The sequence below is a fragment of the Ruegeria sp. AB8 genome, assembly GCF_056542605.1.
This window is the reverse complement of sequence record NZ_JBQGAB010000041.1, coordinates 1-19761: the sequence shown is the minus strand read 5'-3', so window position 1 is coordinate 19761 and position 19761 is coordinate 1. Positions and strand designations below refer to the sequence as shown.

General features: G+C 57.1%; 17 protein-coding genes. 7 read left to right on the top strand and 10 right to left on the bottom strand.

The window, feature by feature from the left end; all coding sequences use genetic code 11:
- Positions 1-98, top strand: a 98-nt coding sequence (locus ACR0CG_RS22540; protein WP_480523828.1) for a DUF3604 domain-containing protein, incomplete at its 5' end; no start/stop codon positions are given.
- Positions 99-193: 95 nt separating this feature from the next.
- Here ACR0CG_RS22540 and ACR0CG_RS22535 read toward each other — a convergent pair.
- Positions 194-1831 carry a sulfatase-like hydrolase/transferase gene (locus ACR0CG_RS22535; protein WP_480527666.1) on the bottom strand — a complete coding sequence of 546 codons (1638 nt, stop codon included), beginning with the start codon at positions 1829-1831 and terminating at the stop codon, positions 194-196.
- Between the two features lie 648 nt (positions 1832-2479).
- Here ACR0CG_RS22535 and ACR0CG_RS22530 point away from each other — a divergent pair.
- The 3 genes from ACR0CG_RS22530 to ACR0CG_RS22520 all read left to right on the top strand — a co-directional run bounded on the left by ACR0CG_RS22530 (position 2480) and on the right by ACR0CG_RS22520 (position 4825).
- A complete protein-coding gene (locus ACR0CG_RS22530; RefSeq protein WP_480527664.1) occupies positions 2480-3448 on the top strand; it encodes a metallophosphoesterase in 969 nt (322 codons plus the stop codon).
- Positions 3449-3646: 198 nt separating this feature from the next.
- Entirely contained in the window at positions 3647-4231 is a 585-nt protein-coding gene (locus tag ACR0CG_RS22525) for a VOC family protein (protein WP_480527670.1), read from the top strand.
- A gap of 96 nt (positions 4232-4327) precedes the next feature.
- On the top strand, positions 4328-4825 hold the full coding sequence (locus ACR0CG_RS22520; protein WP_480527662.1) for a GNAT family N-acetyltransferase: 498 nt from the start codon (positions 4328-4330) through the stop codon (positions 4823-4825).
- 243 nt (positions 4826-5068) lie between these two features.
- Here ACR0CG_RS22520 and ACR0CG_RS22515 read toward each other — a convergent pair whose 3' ends face one another.
- From ACR0CG_RS22515 to ACR0CG_RS22500, 4 genes are all read right to left on the bottom strand, one after another.
- Positions 5069-5740, bottom strand: a complete 672-nt coding sequence (locus ACR0CG_RS22515) for a nucleoside triphosphate hydrolase (protein WP_480527660.1) — start codon at positions 5738-5740, stop codon at positions 5069-5071.
- The gene (locus ACR0CG_RS22510) at positions 5737-6543 is read right to left on the bottom strand and encodes an ATP-binding cassette domain-containing protein (protein WP_480527658.1); all 807 of its coding nucleotides are present in this window, start codon (positions 6541-6543) and stop codon (positions 5737-5739) included. The genes ACR0CG_RS22515 and ACR0CG_RS22510 overlap by 4 nt, the downstream gene beginning before the upstream one ends.
- Positions 6519-7589: an ABC transporter permease gene (locus ACR0CG_RS22505; RefSeq protein ID WP_170615753.1), complete on the bottom strand. Its 1071-nt coding sequence runs from the start codon at positions 7587-7589 to the stop codon at positions 6519-6521. The genes ACR0CG_RS22510 and ACR0CG_RS22505 overlap by 25 nt, the downstream gene beginning before the upstream one ends.
- Before the next feature lie 117 nt (positions 7590-7706).
- On the bottom strand, positions 7707-8726 hold the full coding sequence (locus tag ACR0CG_RS22500; protein ID WP_480527656.1) for a substrate-binding domain-containing protein: 1020 nt from the start codon (positions 8724-8726) through the stop codon (positions 7707-7709).
- A 186-nt stretch (positions 8727-8912) separates the two neighbouring features.
- On the opposite strand from ACR0CG_RS22500, the gene ACR0CG_RS22495 reads away from it, so the two are divergent.
- Positions 8913-10112 (top strand): ROK family transcriptional regulator, encoded by a 1200-nt coding sequence (locus tag ACR0CG_RS22495; protein ID WP_480527668.1) that lies wholly within the window; start codon positions 8913-8915, stop codon positions 10110-10112.
- Positions 10113-10260: 148 nt separating this feature from the next.
- On the opposite strand, the gene amaB is transcribed toward ACR0CG_RS22495, so the two are convergent.
- The 4 genes from amaB to ACR0CG_RS22475 all read right to left on the bottom strand — a co-directional run bounded on the left by amaB (position 10261) and on the right by ACR0CG_RS22475 (position 15517).
- Positions 10261-11757, bottom strand: coding sequence for an L-piperidine-6-carboxylate dehydrogenase (gene amaB / locus ACR0CG_RS22490; RefSeq protein ID WP_480527654.1), 1497 nt, complete (start codon positions 11755-11757; stop codon positions 10261-10263).
- An 18-nt stretch (positions 11758-11775) separates the two neighbouring features.
- Positions 11776-12882: a saccharopine dehydrogenase family protein gene (locus tag ACR0CG_RS22485; RefSeq protein ID WP_480527652.1), complete on the bottom strand. Its 1107-nt coding sequence runs from the start codon at positions 12880-12882 to the stop codon at positions 11776-11778.
- A 399-nt stretch (positions 12883-13281) separates the two neighbouring features.
- The gene (locus ACR0CG_RS22480) at positions 13282-13557 is read right to left on the bottom strand and encodes a hypothetical protein (RefSeq protein ID WP_480527650.1); all 276 of its coding nucleotides are present in this window, start codon (positions 13555-13557) and stop codon (positions 13282-13284) included.
- A gap of 301 nt (positions 13558-13858) precedes the next feature.
- Positions 13859-15517 (bottom strand): NAD+ synthase, encoded by a 1659-nt coding sequence (locus ACR0CG_RS22475; RefSeq protein ID WP_480527648.1) that lies wholly within the window; start codon positions 15515-15517, stop codon positions 13859-13861.
- 156 nt (positions 15518-15673) lie between these two features.
- Between ACR0CG_RS22475 and ACR0CG_RS22470 the strand changes: the two genes are divergently transcribed.
- Complete coding sequence (locus tag ACR0CG_RS22470) at positions 15674-17146, top strand: MORN repeat-containing protein (protein ID WP_480527646.1); 1473 nt, start codon at positions 15674-15676, stop codon at positions 17144-17146.
- 7 nt (positions 17147-17153) lie between these two features.
- Here the strand turns inward: ACR0CG_RS22470 and ACR0CG_RS22465 are convergent, their stop codons facing one another.
- Complete coding sequence (locus ACR0CG_RS22465) at positions 17154-17819, bottom strand: SDR family NAD(P)-dependent oxidoreductase (protein ID WP_480527644.1); 666 nt, start codon at positions 17817-17819, stop codon at positions 17154-17156.
- 286 nt (positions 17820-18105) lie between these two features.
- Here ACR0CG_RS22465 and ACR0CG_RS22460 point away from each other — a divergent pair, with 286 nt between their 5' ends.
- A complete protein-coding gene (locus tag ACR0CG_RS22460; protein WP_480527642.1) occupies positions 18106-19680 on the top strand; it encodes a 2-isopropylmalate synthase in 1575 nt (524 codons plus the stop codon).
- The last annotated feature ends 81 nt before the right edge of the window (positions 19681-19761 follow it).

Below are 19761 nucleotides of genomic sequence, written 5' to 3'. Positions count from 1 at the left end.
ATGCCGTTCGGTTCGGGGACGAACTGCCCGCAGATGTGCCTACCTCAACACAGGAGCGCGCTTACACTTCGCCAATCTGGTATACTCCAGAAGGCTGAGATGTCCGGCAACCGATGTTGCCCAGGACCAATGTCCGTTGGCAAATGGGCTAGCGATACCAGACGAACGCCTGGGCGATCACCTGGAATGAACGTCATTGCCAGCTTGCGAAGACCTCGCGGGCCAGTTCGCTTTCCGGGCGCAGGTTTTCAATTCCCTCATAGGGAACGCCTTTGCCGAGTGGCAGGTGCGGGTATTTTGCGATCATTTTCTGATGGCGCTTGACCATGTCCTGAAAGGACGCACCAGACCAAAGCGAGCCTCCAATGTCCGGCATCTCTTCCCGTGGGTCGCGCAGGAGATTGAAGACCGGTGCTGCCGCGCCGGGAACACCGGGCGGTGGCATGTGCATCTTGAATTCCTGCTTCACAACAGAGCGAAGAACCGGGCCCTCGTAGATGTAGACATAATCCCTGCGCGAGTTTCCTTCTCCCTCCAGGAACAACGCAGTTTGATCGATGCCGTCAATAATGCGGTCGCGCGGAATGAAGGCGCTGGCGCCACCAATTCTGGCCAAGGTGGTGAAAAGGTCTGATACGTGCACGATATCGCCCGCATAACTGCCTTCCTCAATCGCACCGGGCCAGCGGACAAAGGCGTCGACCCGAACGCCGCCCTCCAGATGTTCGGCTTTTCCGCCGCGATAGATCAATTGCTGCATTCCTGAATTCGGAGAGTATTGTTTGAAAATCCCATTGTCGGCCATGAAGACGATCAGGGTGTTTTCAGCGATACCGAGTTCATCCACCTTGGCGATCACCTCGCCAAACCAATCATCGATGACCTCCATCTTGTCGGCCATGAATCCGCCGTTTCTGGTCCGTTGTTGGTCTGAGTAGACAAAGTTCAGGGGATACAGCGGCCAGTATTGCAGGAAGAACGGCGCATCCTGGCCAGCCAATCGTTCCAGTTGTTCAAGTATTTGCTGCTGGTAGCGTTCGTTCATCCGCTCGTAATGTGCCTGGGTCCATTCCTCGCCGGCCTCGATGTCGACCTCACGCGCCAATCCACCCGCCTCGGCCTCCAGACCGGTCACCAGACCGTACGGCTTGAAACGCTCATCGATCGCAAACTGATTGGACTGCCCCGAGGAATGGAAGCCCAGCATATTGTTGGCCACCATAGCCTCGCGTGTCATCAAACTGAGTTGCACTTGCTGGTGGACGGGAAAGAAGGCGACATCAAATCCCTGATTATGAGGGAAGGATTGCTCGATATCGCCCTGATGCCATTTCCCGACATGTGCGGTATTGTAACCAGCTTGTTTGAGCACCTCGGGGAGCGTCACTTCCTCGGACGAAAGGCCTTCTCCGACAAGAGCAACCTTCACCTCTTCCTGACCGGCACGCACGGGGTGACGTCCGGTCAGGAAAGCTGTGCGCGTGGGTGTGCATGAAGGCTCGGTGTACATTCGCATCAAAGAAAGGCTTTCTTCAGCGAATTGGTTGATGTTGGGCGTGTCGAAACCCGCAACATAATTCATGGCCCGATTGCCCATTAGGCCAAAGCTCACATCGTCTATCAGGACGTAGAGGATGTTAGGAGGTGCATCGCCGTTTGCCTCGCGCAACTCCTCGAGGCGGGCGTCGATCTCAACGTCCTGCGCGTCCCACTGCTCGCCAAATTGGGCACGCAGATATGCGAACTCACCATCGTGGACTATCCGGTTGTCTTGCGCACTTACGCTACCCGCAGCTAACACGAACGCTACGACTTTTACTCCCACTGACATCAGAACTCACTCCTCCAGATCGTTTTGCCGCCGTACCGCCTGATCACACAAGTAATTTTCATTTGTGTCAAAGGGGGCCAAGACCACGGCAGTTGTTGCTTCGAAGTGGCTGCAATGTAGAACGTAAATGGAATGCTTTTGGTTTGCGGCGGCCATCAATCAAAAAAGTGTGGAAACCGCAAGTTGCAGGCACAGCAGCCTTTCATTTCCAAAGATGTGTTTTCCGCTATTGTCACAAACTTTGGGGCTCGGTTACTGGATGCAATCCACATCGCAGCTTTACGGGATTTCCTTCCGACCAGCATCAGCAGGATTTCATGTACACTGGACTTTCAAGGGCCCGACCGTAGATTTGTGACATTCTTCGAAAGAGGTACCCGCGTGTTGGTCAGGACCGGTTCACTCGTTTTCGCGGCATTGAGTTTGCTTTGTTTCGGCGCTGCGTCTTCTGTCGCTGATGTTGTGCATCATTGGGTCCAGCTTGGGCCCGATGACGAAGTTGTTGTACGCGCAACCTCTACATCGCCTGACTGCCCTATTTTGCAAATCGACGGCCATTCTGTCGCCATGAAAAAAAGGGCGCTGCCAGTTAGCCAGTTCCCGGAAACCGTTTGCGAGCATCGCGCGCCAAAAAGGGCGCAACAGATAATGCTTGAGGGAAACGCGCTGCCAATTCTAAATCCAAGCGTCCAGCGGATTGTCGTGATTGGAGATACCGGCTGCCGCATTCGGGGCGGCAGCGCTCAGGCCTGCAATGACCCGGTTGCCTGGCCATTGGAATCGATTGCGGCAGAAATTGCATCCAGATCACCGGATCTGATCATCCACGTTGGCGATTACCTGTACCGATCAAGCGATTGCCCAGACCCGGAAAAGTGCGGTGGTTCCCCTTTTGGTGACAATTTCCGGGCCTGGTCTGCAGATTGGTTGGACCCGGCCGAAACCCTTTTCGCTCTTGCCCCCTTCATATTTGTCAGAGGCAATCACGAAAGTTGCGGACGCGGCGACAAAGGGTGGTTCCGGTATTTTGCACCTGGTTTCGTTCCGGATGATTGTCCGGCTGTGACTGAACCCTGGGTAGCCTCTGTCGACGGGTTTGATCTGATCGCATTCGACTCGTCCACCGGTCCCGCACCACAAAGCAGCCCCGATCTGTTGCCCGAATATGGTCGAATGGCCGGGGATTTGTTTGCAAACATCAGTGGCGAAACCTGGTTTCTCACTCATCGCCCACTTTGGGTAAACATGCGTGCCTTCGGTGAACTGATCGATGGCGACGACACGCAGCGCGCGGCATTTGGCGAGGCCATGCCAGAACCATTGAACCTTGTCCTGTCTGGCCATATTCACGCGTTTCAGGCAATCGATTTGGCAGATGGGCCGGTGCAGGGGATAAGCGGCAACGGCGGGACACAGCTGGATCAAATGCCAACAGGGGCTTTGACCAATGTTGAAGTCGCCGGAAGCCTGGCAAGTCTTGTGGTCAACAACAGTGATTTCGGCTTCCTGATGTTGACCAGAGAGGTTGGAGACAGTTGGTCGATGGAGGCGATTGACGCAAAAGGAAACGCACTAAATCGATGCCGCCTGAGCAACCGGACGCTTTCCTGCGAGTGACATATAGTCCGGTAATGTCACCGTTCATTTGTTCAGGTGTCCGTCGAGCGTCCGCTCAAGTACCGACAGCGGGTCCAAATTTACAAAAAGCCAAGGTCTGGTTTGCGGACGAAACCGATGGTTCGTTCTGGCGTTCCGCCGTTGTATGATAACTAAAGTCAAAACAGGGTGGTAACGGCAATGGAAAAGAGCGACGAACTGCGAAAAATCCAAACCCAGGGAGTTCACCATATCACGCTTGTCGGAGCGGATCGGCAAACCTCGATCGACTTTTGGGAAGGTGTGTTGGGTATGCCGTTTGTATTCGATCAACCGAACCTCGACAATCCGAATGAGGGGCATCTTTACTTCGATCCCGGTGACGGTCGATTGATTACCGTCTTCACAAATGAGGACCGCAAGCGTGACCCAACCATTGTTCCCGAAGACACCGGGTCACTGCACCACCTTGCCCTGAATGTAAGCCAAGCGACATTCTGGCAGGTTCCGGCCAGGCTTGATGCGCGCGGCGTCGCGCATACCGGTCCTGTCGATCGCGGATTCATGGATTCGATTTACTTTCGTGATCCGCTCGGGCTGCGGATCGAATTGGCCTCGTACCGATTTGAGCCACCCGAAGGCTGCCGACACGCCGACGTTATGATAGAAGCGCACCGCATCCGGGTGGCTCGCGGAGATCACCATATCGATAAGGAACATCTCGCTGACGCCATTGAGCTTCTGGTGCGAAGGGATCAGCAGAGCCTGTCCGCGGACCGCTCAGTCAGAAATCCTTACTCCTGATCGGCGTAAAGAACTATGCGAGAGCGCTTGGCTCATATTGACCGTGTTCCAACAGACTTAGGTGGGTAAGCTGAAACAATGGAAGTCTTGATACGAATGGCATCGACTGAGGCCGAATTCGAACAAGTCCGCGACTTGTGCCAACAGTGGTTGGACTGGCATTGGAAAAACTACCCAACCGACTGGCCAACCAAAGGAAACCCGATGGACCCGGCCCGGTTTCAGGCAATACTGGACGATCTCCCCTCTCTACATGCCAGACCACATGGCGGCATTCTTCTCGCGTTGCTCGATGATCAACCGGTTGGATGCGTGATGTACAACGAGGCGCGTCCCGGAGTTGCCGAGTTTAACCGCATGTTCGTGAACGACAATGGTCGTGGCTTTGGATTTGGTCGCCAGCTCTTGGATCACATGTTCGAGCAATTGATCGAAGACGGTTATCAACGTGTGCGTTTTTCGTCGGCGAAGTTTCTCACACACGCCCGGTCAATGTATGAAGCTGCAGGCTTTGTGGACGCACCACATCCCGACGAATTTCCCAACGAATGGCAGCCGTATGTCTATTTCATGGAACGTCCTCTGACGAGCTAGTCTATTAGTTTTTTAGAACAGAAGGGCCGTGGTACCTTAACACCCACCAAATCTCGCGACCGAGATGGATGCTTGGTTGATTGCTGCTCGATATCAGGATGCCGCTTCACAGGATCGACTGACCGACCGATTTCCATTCATTGAAGTATTTTTAAACGGTCCATCGGCAGGGGTTTTGGGGCCGTTGGGGGCGTGATCTAAGAGAGGATCTGGCGCATCTTTTTGGTTTGACTACTCGGCGGTTCAGAACGCGTAGCGCACGCCGAATTCGGTATAGTTCTGATTTAGGACCAGATCGGCCTTCCGACTTTTTCCAAGAACCAGTTCGGCGTTGGGCAGGTCGTTCCCGGTTGCGCGTTGCAGTGCCGTTACCGGGTCGAGGCCGTGTTTGATCCACCGTTGTTGCAGTCTGCTTTCGAGTTCTTCCAATGTCGGGCTGACAAAAACCGTCAGGGCAAAGACATCCGCCAATGCATTCCAGGGATCACTGTCCATCAGAAGGTAGTTCCCCTCAACGACGACAATCGGAGTTTCTGGATGAACGGCAATCGCGTTTGCAATCGCCAGATCCATCTGCCTGTCGAATTTTGGGTGAAAGACCTCATGCTGCGCGGACTGCAAGTCCTTGATCGCCTTGCAAAATCCAACCGCATCGAAGGTTTCCGAGGCCCCTTTTTTTGCCAGTAGTCCCCGTGCTTCAAGGACGCGGTTGTCCAGATGATAACCGTCCATGGGCACCAGCGTTGCGTGTGGAACCCCCGAGCCCTGATCAGTATTGAGCGATTGAACGACGGCCTCCGCCAGGGTCGATTTTCCGGATGCAGGGGGGCCGGCGATTGCGACAATCATCCGGACACCGGCCTGCCGTCGGGCGGCGATCAGGTCGCAAACGTGTTTTACGTCCTGCTCGATCACGCGGCGTCCTCTTTCGGGGGTTCCTTGGCGCCGGTCATGAAAGCCACGGCGTCGGACATCGTGTAGTCCTTGGGATCGATTGTGCAAAGCCGTTTGCCCAACCTGTGTACGTGAATACGATCGGCGACTTCGAAGACATGGGGCATGTTGTGGCTGATTAGGATGATCGGAATGCCCCGCGCCCGAACATCCTGGATGAGTTCAAGCACCTTGCGGCTTTCTTTCACGCCCAGTGCGGCTGTTGGCTCGTCCATGATGATGAACTTGGTCGCAAACGCAGCGGCACGGGCAACGGCCACGCCCTGGCGCTGGCCTCCGGACAGGGTTTCGATTGCCTGATTGATCGATTGAACGGTCATCAAACCAAGCTCGGTCAGTTTGTCACGCGCGAACTTCTCCATGGCTGGCCGGTCGAGCTGACGCAGGTATTTTCCCATGAAGCCCTGTTTGCGGATCTCGCGGCCCATGAACATGTTATCCGCAATCGAAAGGGCAGGGGACATCGCAAGTTGTTGGTAGACGATCTCGATCCCCATGTTCCTCGCATCAATCGGAGAGGTGAAGTTGACCTTCTTCCCCTCTATCAGGATATCGCCCTCATCCGGGATCGTTGCGCCGCAGATTGCCTTGACGATGGATGATTTGCCCGCGCCGTTATCCCCGATGACCGCCAGGATTTCGCCCTGACGCAGCTCAAAATCGGAATGGTCGATGGCGGTTACGTGGCCATAGCGTTTTACGATCCCGCGGCCCTGGACGACTGGAGTTGTGTCTGACATCAGCCCGATACCTTTCTGATCCATTGGTCAACCGCGACCGCCGCGATGATGAGAAGTCCGATAAGCAGGAAGGTCCACTGCGCGTCCGCGCCCAGTAGCCTGAGGCCAAGCGTGAAGACGCCGACGATCAGGGCACCAAACAGGGACCCCAGAATTGAACCGCGCCCCCCAAACAGCGAGATACCCCCGATCACAACCGCGGTGATGCTTTCGATGTTGGCCAATTGCCCGGATGTCGGCGAGACCGATCCGATGCGCCCGATCAGAGCCCAGCCAGCGAATGCACAGATCAGACCGGACAACATGTAGACCGACATCAAAGTTCTGTGGACATTGACCCCTGATAGTTCTGCGGCTTCTGGATCGTCCCCCACTGCGTAGACATGTCGGCCCCAGGCCGTGTGTTTGAGCGCGTAGGCCAACACAAAGATCAGCACGAGCATGAATATGACGCCAACGGTGAAGGTTGCTCCACCGATGCTGAACTTGGTGCCGAAGAACTGAAGGAAGGGGGCGTTTGCCTCGATGTCCTGACTGCGAATGGTTTCGTTCGCGGAATACAGGAAATTTGTGGCCAGAACGATCTGCCACATTCCAAGCGTGACGATGAAGGGGGGAAGCTTGACGCGACTGACAAGCCAGCCATTGAGCGCTCCGATCATGGTTCCGGCGGCCAGTCCGCACATAACGGCAATTGGCACCGGAATGCCGTATCGGAAGGAAAACTGCCCCATGATGACAGAAGAAAACACCATGATCGCGCCAACGCTCAGATCGATGCCAGCGGTCAGAATGACCAGGCTTTGCGCTGCGGCCACGATGCCGACGATCTGCACCTGCTGAAGGATCAGGGTCATCGCGAAGGGCGAAAAGAACTTTGAGCCCAAAAGCAGTCCGAAAATCAAAATCGCACCGACCAGGACGATTAGCGGCACAAAGGACGGGTTAACATGCAGAAGATGCTGCAACTTCCCCAGAACGCCGTGGCGATGATCCTCAAAAGTCGCAACAGTTTCTGTTTTGCTGGCTGCGGATTCAAATCCCTGGGCGCTTTGGTTTGCTTCGGACATATCTCCCCCTTTTCGTGGGCGTCATGCCGCCCACGAGATTAGTGTACAGGAAGTTTCGGTTTGCTGGCGAAAGGAATGATGAGGCGCTTCGGCGCGCCTCATCCAACAGGCCTGCGCTTAGCCCCAGCAGAGCTCCAAGCCTTCAGCGACCGAAATCGATTCCACACCATCAACGGGCTGATCGGTAATCAGCGCAACGCCGGTATCGTAGAAGTCTTTACCGGGTGTGTTTTCTGGCTTCACGCCCTCGTCGGCCCATTTCTTCACGGCCTCAACACCAAGCGACGCCATCAGCAAGGGGTATTGCTGGCTTGTGGCACCAATCACTCCGGCCTCAACGTTTTGTACGCCGGGGCAGCCGCCATCGACCGAAACGATCAACACGTCGTTTTCACGCCCGATGGATTTCAGAGCCTCATAGGCACCCGCCGCCGCCGGTTCATTGATCGTGTGAACCACGTTGATCGTTGAATCCTTGGCCAGAAGGTTTTCCATGGCACGGCGTCCACCTTCTTCGTTTCCGTCGGTCACGTCGCTGCCGACCAGCCGTGCGTCTGTTTCATCGCCGATAACATTTGGATCCGCCAATTCCACTCCGAACCCGTCGAGGAAGCCCTGATTGCGCAGAACGTCCACGGTCGGCTGGCTGACATTCAGATCAAGCGTCGCGATTTTGGCGTCCGCTGCTGCATCACCCATTTTGGCCTTCGCCCATTGCCCGATCAGCAGGCCTGCCTTGTAGTTATCTGTCGCAAATGTCGCGTCCGCCGAGTCAATCGGGCTGAGCGGCGTATCCAATGCGATCACAAGAACACCAGCGTCCCGAGCCTGCTGAACCGCGGGGACAATCGAACTTGTGTCAGACGCTGTCAGCAGAATTCCCTTGGCGCCATCGAGGATGCAGGTTTCAATCGCCTGGACCTGAGTTTCGTGGTCGCCGTCGATTTTGCCGGCAAAAGCCTTCAGGGTCATGCCAAGCTCTTCCGCCTTCGCGGTCGCACCCTCCTTCATTTTTACAAAAAATGGATTGGTATCAGTCTTGGTGATCAGGCAGACGGTCTCACCGGCCGCTTGCGCAGATGCGGCAGCCAGTGTGAGTGCAGTCGCCGATACGGCAAGCTTGAGTAAATTTCTCATGTTGTCCTCCCATAAAATCATCGTCGTCCCGCATGGCGCACCAGCGAGACCTACCTCCATCCTCCAATGCAGGTCGTATTCAACAAACCGCGATTCGAGCCTCGATGTCAATAAGTAAATAAAGTTTATTTATTAATTCGATCAGATATCTTTTCATAAGAAAACAAGGTGGTTATGTTCGGGATTATGGAGAAAGAAGCACTTAAAATGCTGACCGGCGGGGTAAGTCAAAGCGGTGTTCGCGATCATAACGAACGCCTGATTTTGACGGTTTTACAACGTCATGGACCGGCAGCGGGTGCGGATGTTGCCCGGTTGACCGGCCTTTCTCCTCAGACCGTTTCAATCATCCTTCGCAAACTTGAAAAGGATGAGATTCTCAAACGTGGAACCCCTTTACGTGGGAAAGTTGGCAAGCCTTCGGTCCCGATGGAGTTGAACCCGGAAGGCATCCTTTCGGTCGGCATGAAGATTGGGCGGCGCAGTGCAGACCTGCTTTTGATCGACTTTACAGGCAAGCCGCGCCGCCAGCTTTCCACCACTTATGACTACCCGCTGCCAGAAGCCGTATTCGGGTTTCTGGAGGCTGGCCTGGAAACGCTTTTGGTGCATGAGCCCCGGAAACTGCGGGACCGCGTTTGCGGGATTGGAATTGGCACCCCGTTCGAGCTTTGGAAGTGGCATGACCTGACGGGGCTGGCGGCCAAACAGTTCCGGTCCTGGAAGAACGTAAACTTCTTTACCGAGGTGGCCAGGTTCAGCAGTTTGCCTGTTTTTGTCGTCAACGATGCGACAGCAGCGTGTCACGCCGAACATCTCTACGGTCGCGGCGCGGAATACCGCGACTATTTCTACTTTTTCATCGGCTCGATGATCGGCGGCGGGGTCGCTTTGAATGGCACGGTGTTCGAGGGCAACCAGGGCAACGCCGGGGCCCTGGGCGCGATGCGCACCACCGGCCCCCTGGGCGAAAGCCAGCAGTTGATCGACACCGCCTCGCTGTTTTTGCTTGAGGACAGGCTGGTCGAAGCGGGTGTCGATCCGGGCATTCTCTGGAAGAAGCCGCAGGATTGGAGCAGCATTTCCCGGTATGTTGAGCCGTGGATTGGCACGACAGCTCAGGAATTGGCCAAAGCCGCGCTCTCGATCTGTGCTGTCATTGATTTCGAGGCAATCTTCATAGATGGGGCATTCCCGCCGGAGGTCAGGGAAGAACTGGTTTCAAGGGTGCGTCGCTATCTGGCCAACCAGGACAAGCGGGGGCTGATCCCGCCGGTCGTTGAAAGTGCAGCGGTCGGGGAAAACGCGCGCGGCATTGGCGCGGCGAGCAGTCCGATCTTTCGCCAGTTTCTGTTGAACACAAATGCGGGGCTTTCCGGAATGTAGCGGAAGCGCATTACAGGCATATTGGATCAGAAGCCCGCAAAACCCATTCGAAACAAAATTCCCCCGAGCATCTGCACCCGGGGGAATTTCAGTTTTGTATCTTTGACCTGTCAGATCGGCTGATCGGCCAATCTCAATGGACGAAAGCCTAAATGTCGAACTTGACGCCCTGCGCCAGCGGCAGTTCGGCCGAGTAGTTCACGGTGTTGGTCTGGCGGCGCATGTATGCCTTCCAGGCATCCGAGCCACTTTCGCGCCCGCCGCCGGTTTCTTTTTCACCGCCAAACGCGCCACCGATCTCGGCGCCGGACGGTCCGATGTTGACATTGGCGATGCCACAATCCGATCCTGCCGCAGTCAGGAATTGCTCGGCCTCGCGCATGTTCAGGGTGAACACGCAGGATGACAGGCCCTGCGGCACATCATTCTGAATGTCCAGCGCTTCGGCAAAGTCGTCATATCCCATGACATAAAGGATCGGCGCAAAGGTTTCGGTCTTCACCACCGCGCTTTGACCGGGCATTTCGACGATAGCGGGCTCCATGTAGACGCCGGCCGGCACGTTTTCGGTCACCCGGTTGCCGCCAAAGACAGTTCCACCCTCGGCTTTTGCGGCCTCCAGCGCTACGGTCATGGCCGCGCCCGAGGCTTCATCTACCAGCGGGCCGACCAGGGTGCCTTCAGCCAGCGGATTGCCGATGGGCAGACCGGCATAGGCCTTCTTCAGACGGCTCACCAGTTCCTCGCGGATCGAGTTGTGCGCGATCAGGCGACGCAGGGTGGTGCAGCGCTGACCGGCGGTGCCAACAGCCGAGAACACGATGGCACGAACCGCCATTTCCAGATCGGCCGAAGGGCCAACGATCATTGCGTTGTTTCCGCCCAGCTCCAGAATGCACTTGCCGAAACGTTGCGCCACGATGGGGGCCACCGCGCGGCCCATGCGGGTCGAACCTGTGGCCGAGATCACCGGAACATCCTCGCTGGCCACCAGCGCTTCACCCAGCGCGGCGCCCCCGATCAGGGTTTGCAGCAGGCCGTCAGGCGCATCGCCGAACCGGGCCAGCGCGCGCTCAAAAATCTTCTGGCAGGCCATGGCGGTCAACGGCGTCTTCTCGGACGGCTTCCAGATCACCGGATCGCCACAGACCAGGGCCAGCGCCGCGTTCCAGGACCAGACCGCGACCGGGAAGTTGAAGGCCGAGATCACGCCGACCGGACCTGCCGGATGCCATGTCTCCATCATCCGGTGACCGGGGCGTTCCGAGGCGATGGTCAGACCGTAAAGCTGACGCGACAGACCGACAGCGAAGTCGCAGATATCGATCATCTCCTGCACTTCGCCCAGACCTTCCGAGGTGATCTTGCCAGCTTCCCAGCTGACCAGAGCGCCCAGATCATCCTTGGCGGCCCGCAGCTCCTCGCCCAGCAGGCGGATAAGCTCGCCGCGGCGCGGTGCAGGAACAACACGCCAGGCTTTGAATGCCGATTGCGCGCGGGCAAAAACAGCGTCCATCTCCGCAACCGGTGGCTCGTGTATTTGGGCCAGCAGGCTGCCATCGATCGGAGACGTCACCTTGAGCGTGCCGCCGTTCAGTTCGGCCTCGGTCAGATCCAAATTCGCAAGCGTGGTTTGGGCTGTCATCACAATGTCTTTCATATCTCAGGCTGCCTTGTTCTGTTTGGTGACGTCACCAGCGCGATAAAGCTGGCCGAATTCGGTGTTGAGGAAGTCATCAAGTTTGACCTGTTCCTGCCGGACAAACCCCTTCGCGGACAGTGCGCCGATGCGCATCAGGTCGACTACGCCCAGAACACCTGCGGCGGTGGTGACCTGAATGGCGCTCCAGACCTGTCCGTTGATGGTGCGGGCAAAGGACTTGTTGATCAGAGACTTCTCGCGCAGCACCCCGTCAATCCTGCCCTTGGCGGTGCAGTAAACCAGAACGACGTCCTGGTCGGTGCGGGGCAATGCGGCCTCGAAAATCTCTTTCAGCAGATCGCGGCGGCGTTCCAGCCCCAGATCGTTCAGGAGCAGTTTCAGAATGTCGCAATGGCCCGGATAGCGGATCGAGCGATAGGACACGGCCCGCGCCTTGCCTTCCAGCGTTTCCGGCAAAGTGCCCAAGCCACCGGAAGTGTTGAAGCACTCGTATTCCACGCCGTCATGGCCCAGAACCTCGTAATCTTCCAGCGGTGCAGTCTTGACCAGCTTGCCGTTCACGATGGCATCGCACGGGTTGCAGTATTCGTTGATCAGCCCGTCGGTTGACCAGGTCAGATTGTATTTCAGCGCATTCGTCGGATACAGCGGCAATGCGCCCACCCGCATATGCAGGCTATCGATCTCGTCAAACTCTGCCGCCAGCGAAGCGCCGGCAATCCCGACAAAGCCGGGTGCCAGGCCGCACTGCGGCATGAACGCCGTCTGGCTGCCCTCGGCAAGCTCGCGCACTGCCTGGGTTGCGGCGACATCTTCGGTCAGGTCGAAATAATGCGCGCCCGCAGCCTTGGCTGCCTTGGCAATGGTCGGGGTCAGAAAGAACGGTGCTGCCGAAATGACGGCATCAAATCCCGTTAGCTCTTTGGCCATGCCGTCCGCGTCAGTGGCGTCGATCTGTTTGGTGCCAACGCCTATTTTCGCGATATCGCCCAAGGCTTTCAGGTCATGATCCGCAACGGTAACACTGTAATTCGGCGACCCTTTCAAAAGCGTCGCGATCATCTGCCCGATCTTGCCGGCCCCGATGACACAAATATTCCAGGGCATCAGTTTCTCCATAAAAACTGTCTTGCGTGGAAAATGGCTGAAAGGGGTTACGCTTCATAGGGGCCAATCTGACGAATCGCACCCAGAAGCCGTCAAAATGACGGAATTTTTGTCAGTTCGGTAGGTCGATTGCAAAGCACCGTGGCACGTAACGAGGGTTGCAAATCGGCATGACGTTGAAATCACGAACGGCTCAAACAGCCGAAGGCCTTCTGGGCGCGGTGACAAGACGCCGGGCACCCGTCTCTTTTTCCGAAGACTTCATGATTTGGCGACCGTTCGCGGTGTATCAGGGGCGATCCGGGGGCGTGGCGCAGTTGCTTTCGATCGCGCCCTCCAGCTCGAGCCGCAATTGAAAGCAATGAGACCAAAATTTCCAGCGAAATTCTGTGAGCTGGACTACGCCGCGCCCGAAAACTCGGCCCACTTCTGACGAAGTGTCGCCGTCAGGCCGGTTGGCTGAGGTTCAGCCTGCTCCGAAAACTCTTCAGCCGAAGCCAGCACCGGAAACTCGGAACGTACTGTTTGAAGCGACGGAGTGCTTTGCGAGAGTTCCTCACACATGACCGCGGCAATTGCGGCCTCCAATTCGGCCTCGTCCAATTCCTGTGCCGGGGACTCCATCGTCCTTAGACGCAGATACGGGTAATACGGCCTTTCATATTCGTCATGCATTGTAACACCAAACCGTTAACTCAGACATTCGCAGATCAATGCGTCACACTTGAATCCAACACATCGCCTGAAATCTTGTTCTGCCAGGAATGCGTCACACTCGCCCCACATGCGGCGGCATTGCAGCTTAAATGTGGCAAAACATTGTCAATCGGACAAGCCTGCAGCGGCAACGGACGGCAAAAAACCGTTCAAACTGACCAGCTTAGCAAACAAAGGAGTGGGTTTTGACCGGACTGTTTCCCGTTGCTCCATTAAGGGAACGTTTTCTACCCATAAACGCGACGGTCAGTTCCGATACTCAATCGGTGTCACGCCACCGATTCACGATGGGATACCGGCGATCCAACCAGAAGGCGCGTTTGGTCAGCCTTGTTCCCGGCGCAGACTGAAACCGCTTGTACTCGCTGATGTAGATCAGATGTTCGACTCGACGGGCCTCGGCCTCGTCAAAACCTGCCGCCACGCAATCGGCGATCGAGCCGTCCTGGTCGACCAGGATCTCCAGGATGGCATCCAGAACCGGATAGTCGGGCAGGCTGTCACTGTCTTTTTGGTCCTCGCGCAGTTCAGCGGTTGGGGGCTTGTCGATAACTGATGGGCGGATGACCTCACCCGCCGGTCCCATCATCCAGTCGCGATGATTGGCATTGCGCCAGCGGCAGGTCTCGAACACGCGGGTCTTGTACAGATCCTTGATCGGATTGTAACCGCCGTTCATGTCGCCATAAATGGTGGCATATCCCACCGCGACCTCGGATTTGTTGCCGGTTGTCAGCAGCATCTCGCCAAACTTGTTGGAAATTGCCATCAGCAGAAGTCCACGCAGGCGGGATTGAACATTCTCTTCGGTCAGGTCTTCGTTTCGACCTTCAAACAACGGGGCGAGCGAATTGGTGACAGCGGCGCGGCTTTCCGAGATCGGAACAAAATCGTAGTGCACGCCTAACGCCCTTGCGACGGCCTCGGCGTCGTCCAGCGAGGCCTGGCTGGTATATTCCGACGGCAACATCACGCAGCGCACGTTTTCCGACCCGAGCGCATCCACCGCTATTGCCGCCACCAGAGCGGAATCGATGCCGCCTGACAGACCAAGCAGGGCTTTGCCGAACCCGGTTTTCCCCATGTAATCGCACAAGGACTGAACCATTGCGCGATAATCCTGTTCCCATTCATCCGGTTGCGGCACGATTTCTGCCGGTGCAATGCGCCAGCCATCTTCGCTACGTTCCAGATCAATATGTGTGATCGCTTCATCAAACACGGGCATCCGGAACGCCAGCTCTCCACCCGGATTCAGGCCGAATGTTCCGCCGTCAAAAACCTGGTCGTCCTGACCGCCCACCATGTTGAGGTAGATCAGCGGCAGTCCGGTTTCGATAACGCGCGCCACCATGTGGTTCAGGCGTATGTCGTATTTGTCGCGGAAATACGGTGATCCGTTGGGGATCAGCAGAAACTCGGCGCCGGTTTCTGCCAGCGTTTCGGTTACATCCTCGTGCCAGCTGTCTTCGCAAATCGGGCTGCCGATGCGGGTGTTGCCCACCGAATAGGGGCCACCCAGCGGTCCGGCGTCATAAAGGCGGACTTCGTCGAAAACCGTTTCATTGGGCAGGTGATGTTTCAGGACTTTGCTGGAAATCCGCCCACCCTTGAGGATCAAATAGGCGTTGAACAGTTTGCCATCCTCAACCCACGGGCCGCCAATTGCCAGCGCCGGCCCATCGGCGCAGCGTTCAGCAAGCGAATCGACCGCAGCCATGGCCGCTTGGTGAAACACCGGCTTCAGGATCAGATCCTGCGTGTTGTACCCGGTGATGAACATTTCGGGCAACGCCACCAGATCGGCCTTGGCATCGCGCCCCTGTGCCCAGGCGGCAAGGGCTTTGTCAGCATTGCCGTCGATATCCCCGACAACGGGGTTGAGTTGCGCCAGAGTGATGCGGAAACGGTCGGCCATACTGCCCTCTTGCCCTCGACTGTCCTATTGCCATTTACCAGATCGCACCGTGAGGAAAAGACAAATGCGGCAAAAGCCGTTGCCCTGCCCTGAGTGGTGCCTTAGTTTTGCGCAACAGAACGCATTCAAAGCATGACCGGCCAGGCGTGAAAACCCATGAACTTGTTTCGCATATCTATAGCCGTTTCACTTTTGGCCCTGACGGCGGTCAACGTGGCCGCGCAGGGTGACGAAGTTATCATCGCCGATGACGAGGTTGGCGGCGTCTACGAGGGCACGTTTGAAAACGGGCTACGTCATGGGACCGGCACGTATCGCCTGCCGGACGGTTTCGAGTATTCCGGTGAATGGTTCGAAGGCGAGATCAAGGGCAAGGGCATCGCGCGCTACGCCAATGGCTCGGTCTATGAAGGGATGTTTGCAAAAGGCCAGCCCGAGGGGCGCGGCAAGATCGTTTTTGCCGATGGCGGCAGCTACGAAGGCGATTGGGCCGGCGGATCCATCAACGGGACAGGTATCGCCGAATACGCAAACGGAATGCGGTATGAAGGCGAGTTCAAGGATGACCGCCATCACGGCAAGGGCATGATCAAGGATCCTGCCGGCTATGTCTATGACGGTGATTGGGTCGACGGCGTGAAGCAGGGCAAAGGCCGGATAACTTACGCCGAAGGCGGCGTCTATGAAGGCGATATCGAAAACGGGCTGCGTCATGGCCAGGGTACGCTGACGCTTTCTGACGGGATGATCTACACGGGGGACTGGTCACAGGATCTGATCACCGGCAAGGGCCGTCTCACCCAGGCCAACGGCGATGTCTACGAAGGGGACATGGTCGAAGGTCGGCGCGAAGGAAAAGGCAAGGCGACCTACAAGAATGGCGCGACATATGAAGGCGACTATGTGGATGATCGCCGCCACGGCAAAGGCCGGTTTCTCGGCGCGGACGGGTTCGACTATAACGGCGAGTGGTCCGAAGGCCAGATTGAGGGATTTGGTGAGTTGATCTATCCGGATGGATCAACCTATGTCGGGGACTTTCAGGCTGACCTGCCGCACGGCAAGGGTATGAACACTTTTGCGGACGGTACGATCTACGAAGGCGACTGGATCGCCGGTGTGTTCGAAGGCAACGGCAAGGCGACCTATCCCAGCGGTGTCGTCTACAACGGACAATTCAAGAATGCCCGCAGCCATGGCCAGGGCGTTCTGACATTTGCCAACGGCTACAGATACGAGGGCGAATGGGTTGACGGCGAACGGCACGGCAAGGGCAAGGCCAGTTTCGCCGACGGCACCGTTTACGAGGGTGATTTCCGGAACGGTGAGCGCCACGGCGAAGGAACGATCACAGCGCCAAACGGGTTCAGCTACACGGGCGGCTGGATTGACGGCAAGATCAGTGGTGATGGTATTGCCACCTACGCAACCGGCGACGTTTATGAAGGCAGCTTTGTTGACAACAAACGGCAAGGCAACGGCACCATGAAATATGCCAACGGGCTGGAAGAAACCGGTGTCTGGGAAAATGGTGCGCTGGCGGAAAAGGCTGACGAATCCCAGGACGCCACAGATGCGGATGAACCTCCGCAGGAAAACGCTGAGGAACCGGCCGCTTCGGATGGGTGACCCTTACCTACCAGGGTATCCGCTCGCCGGCCCAGTCAAAAAAGCCGCCGCTATCCGCAGGCATTAATCCTTCGATGACGGACAGCAGATTGCGGGCAGCTTCATCCGGTTCGACTGCCGGGTGCCGCCCCAGATATTTCCGCGTAAACTCGGTTTTGACCGTACCGGGGTGCAGCGCCACGCAAATCGCCTGTTTATGCGTGCGTTCCAGTTCAATTGCAGCGGTGCGCGTGATCTGATTGACCGCTGCCTTTGCGGCGCGGTAGCTGATCCATCCCCCAAGCCGGTTGTCCCCGATGGAACCGACGCGCGCGGAAAGGATGGCAAAAACCGAACGCCGATCCCGAGGCAGCAACCGATTTGCGTGGCTAAGCACAAGGGCTGGCCCAACCGCGTTCAACGCGAACTGGTCCATCATCGCCGTTGAAGACAGCGACCGGATGGTCTTTTCCGGCCCGTGGCCATCGATCTCAAGCGCGCCAGTGGCGACCAGAACCAGATCAAACGGGCCCTGAAGCTTGTCCAGCGCGGAGTGAACCGCGTCGGGTTTCGTCATGTCAAATCCATCGGCCGAGCGGGACAACCCGGTCACGCTGACCTGTTGCAGGTCCAGCTGCCTGCAAATGGCGCGTCCAATTCCTCCGCTTGAGCCGATGATCAATGCTGATTTCATGTGCGCCAACCTAGAAGGATACCCGTCTGAATCAATGCCCGGCTGAAAAGGCCGGGTCCGGTCAGAGGATCGCAAATTGGTTCTTTTCATTCCTTGCGGGCTCTGTATAACCTCACAGTCATGATCAACCGCGCAGATATCCCTTATGCCGACACCGCTTTTTGCGGTGCGTCGCTGCGTGGCCTACTGATCCTAATCCGCCTCTGAGCGTGCCATTCGGCGCGCCCGCTCAGAGGAGGACGCCCGCGCGCCGTAGGCTTTAGGACAGAAGAAGAAAGAGAATCCCATGACCAACGTGACCGACCAAGACCGCGTCTTGATCTTTGACACCACTTTGCGCGACGGCGAGCAAAGCCCCGGCGCCACCATGACCCATGACGAAAAGCTTGAGATCGCCGAGCTGCTGGACGACATGGGCGTCGACATCATCGAGGCCGGTTTCCCAATCGCCTCTGAGGGTGACTTCAAAGCGGTTTCCGAAATCGCCCAACGTTCAAAAAACAGTCGCATCTGCGGTCTGGCCCGCGCAAATTTCGCGGATATCGACCGCTGCTGGGAGGCGATCAAACACGCCGAACAGAACCGCATTCATACATTCATCGGCACCTCTCCGCTGCATCGCGCCATTCCGAACCTCACGCAGGACGAAATGGCGGAAAAGATCCATGAAACGGTCAGCCATGCCCGCAACCTGTGCGAGAATGTGCAGTGGTCGCCAATGGACGCGACCCGGACGGAATGGGATTACCTGTGCCGCGTTATCGAGATCGCGATCAAGGCAGGCGCGACCACGATCAACATACCCGACACTGTCGGTTATACGGCACCACTGGAATCCGCCGATCTGATCAAGCGCCTGATCGAAACCGTTCCCGGCGCAGATGAAGTCGTGTTCGCAACCCACTGTCACAACGACCTGGGGATGGCGACCGCGAACTCTCTGGCGGCCGTGATCGGCGGGGCGCGTCAGATCGAGTGCACCATCAACGGCCTTGGCGAACGTGCGGGCAATACCGCGCTGGAAGAAGTTGTGATGGCCATGCGGACCCGCAATGACATCATGCCGTTCCGCACCGGGATCGACACCACCAAGATCATGCATATCTCGCGCCGGGTCGCCACGGTGTCGGGCTTCAACGTGCAGTTCAACAAGGCCATTGTCGGCAAGAACGCCTTTGCCCATGAAAGCGGTATCCATCAGGACGGGATGCTGAAAAACCGCGACAATTTCGAGATCATGCGCCCTGAGGATGTGGGATTGTCCGGCACTTCGCTGCCCTTGGGCAAGCACTCGGGCCGCGCGGCATTGCGGGACAAGCTGAACACGCTGGGCTATGAGGTCGGTGACAACCAGCTCAAGGATATCTTTGTTCGGTTCAAGGATCTGGCTGACCGCAAGAAAGAGGTCTTCGACGACGACATCATCGCGCTGATGACGCTGGACGATGACGAAGCCAACGATTTTCTGCAGTTGGTGTCGATGAAAGTCACCTGCGGCACCGGAGGTCAGGCAGAATCGACGGTTGAACTGGAGGTTGACGGAAAGGATGTCATCGCCACGGAATACGGTGACGGCCCGGTTGATGCGACGTTCAGGGCGATCCGCGCGATCTTCCCGAACGAGGCTCATCTGCAGCTCTATCAGGTGCATGCGGTCACCGAAGGGACGGACGCCCAGGCCACAGTATCGGTGCGGCTGGAAGAGGATGGCATGATTGCAACCGGCCAGTCGGCGAATACCGACACTGTTGTGGCCTCGGCCAAGGCTTATATCCATGCTCTCAACCGCCTGGTCGTGCGCCGTGCAAAAACCGGGCCCGGGGCGGGCACGCGTGAGATCAGCTACAAGGACCTGACCTGAAGGGCGCGAAAGCTCCCGCACCCGCGGCGGTCCGGCTGCGCCGAACCACCTTGCGGCTTTGGGCCCTGCACCGCGCTTTGG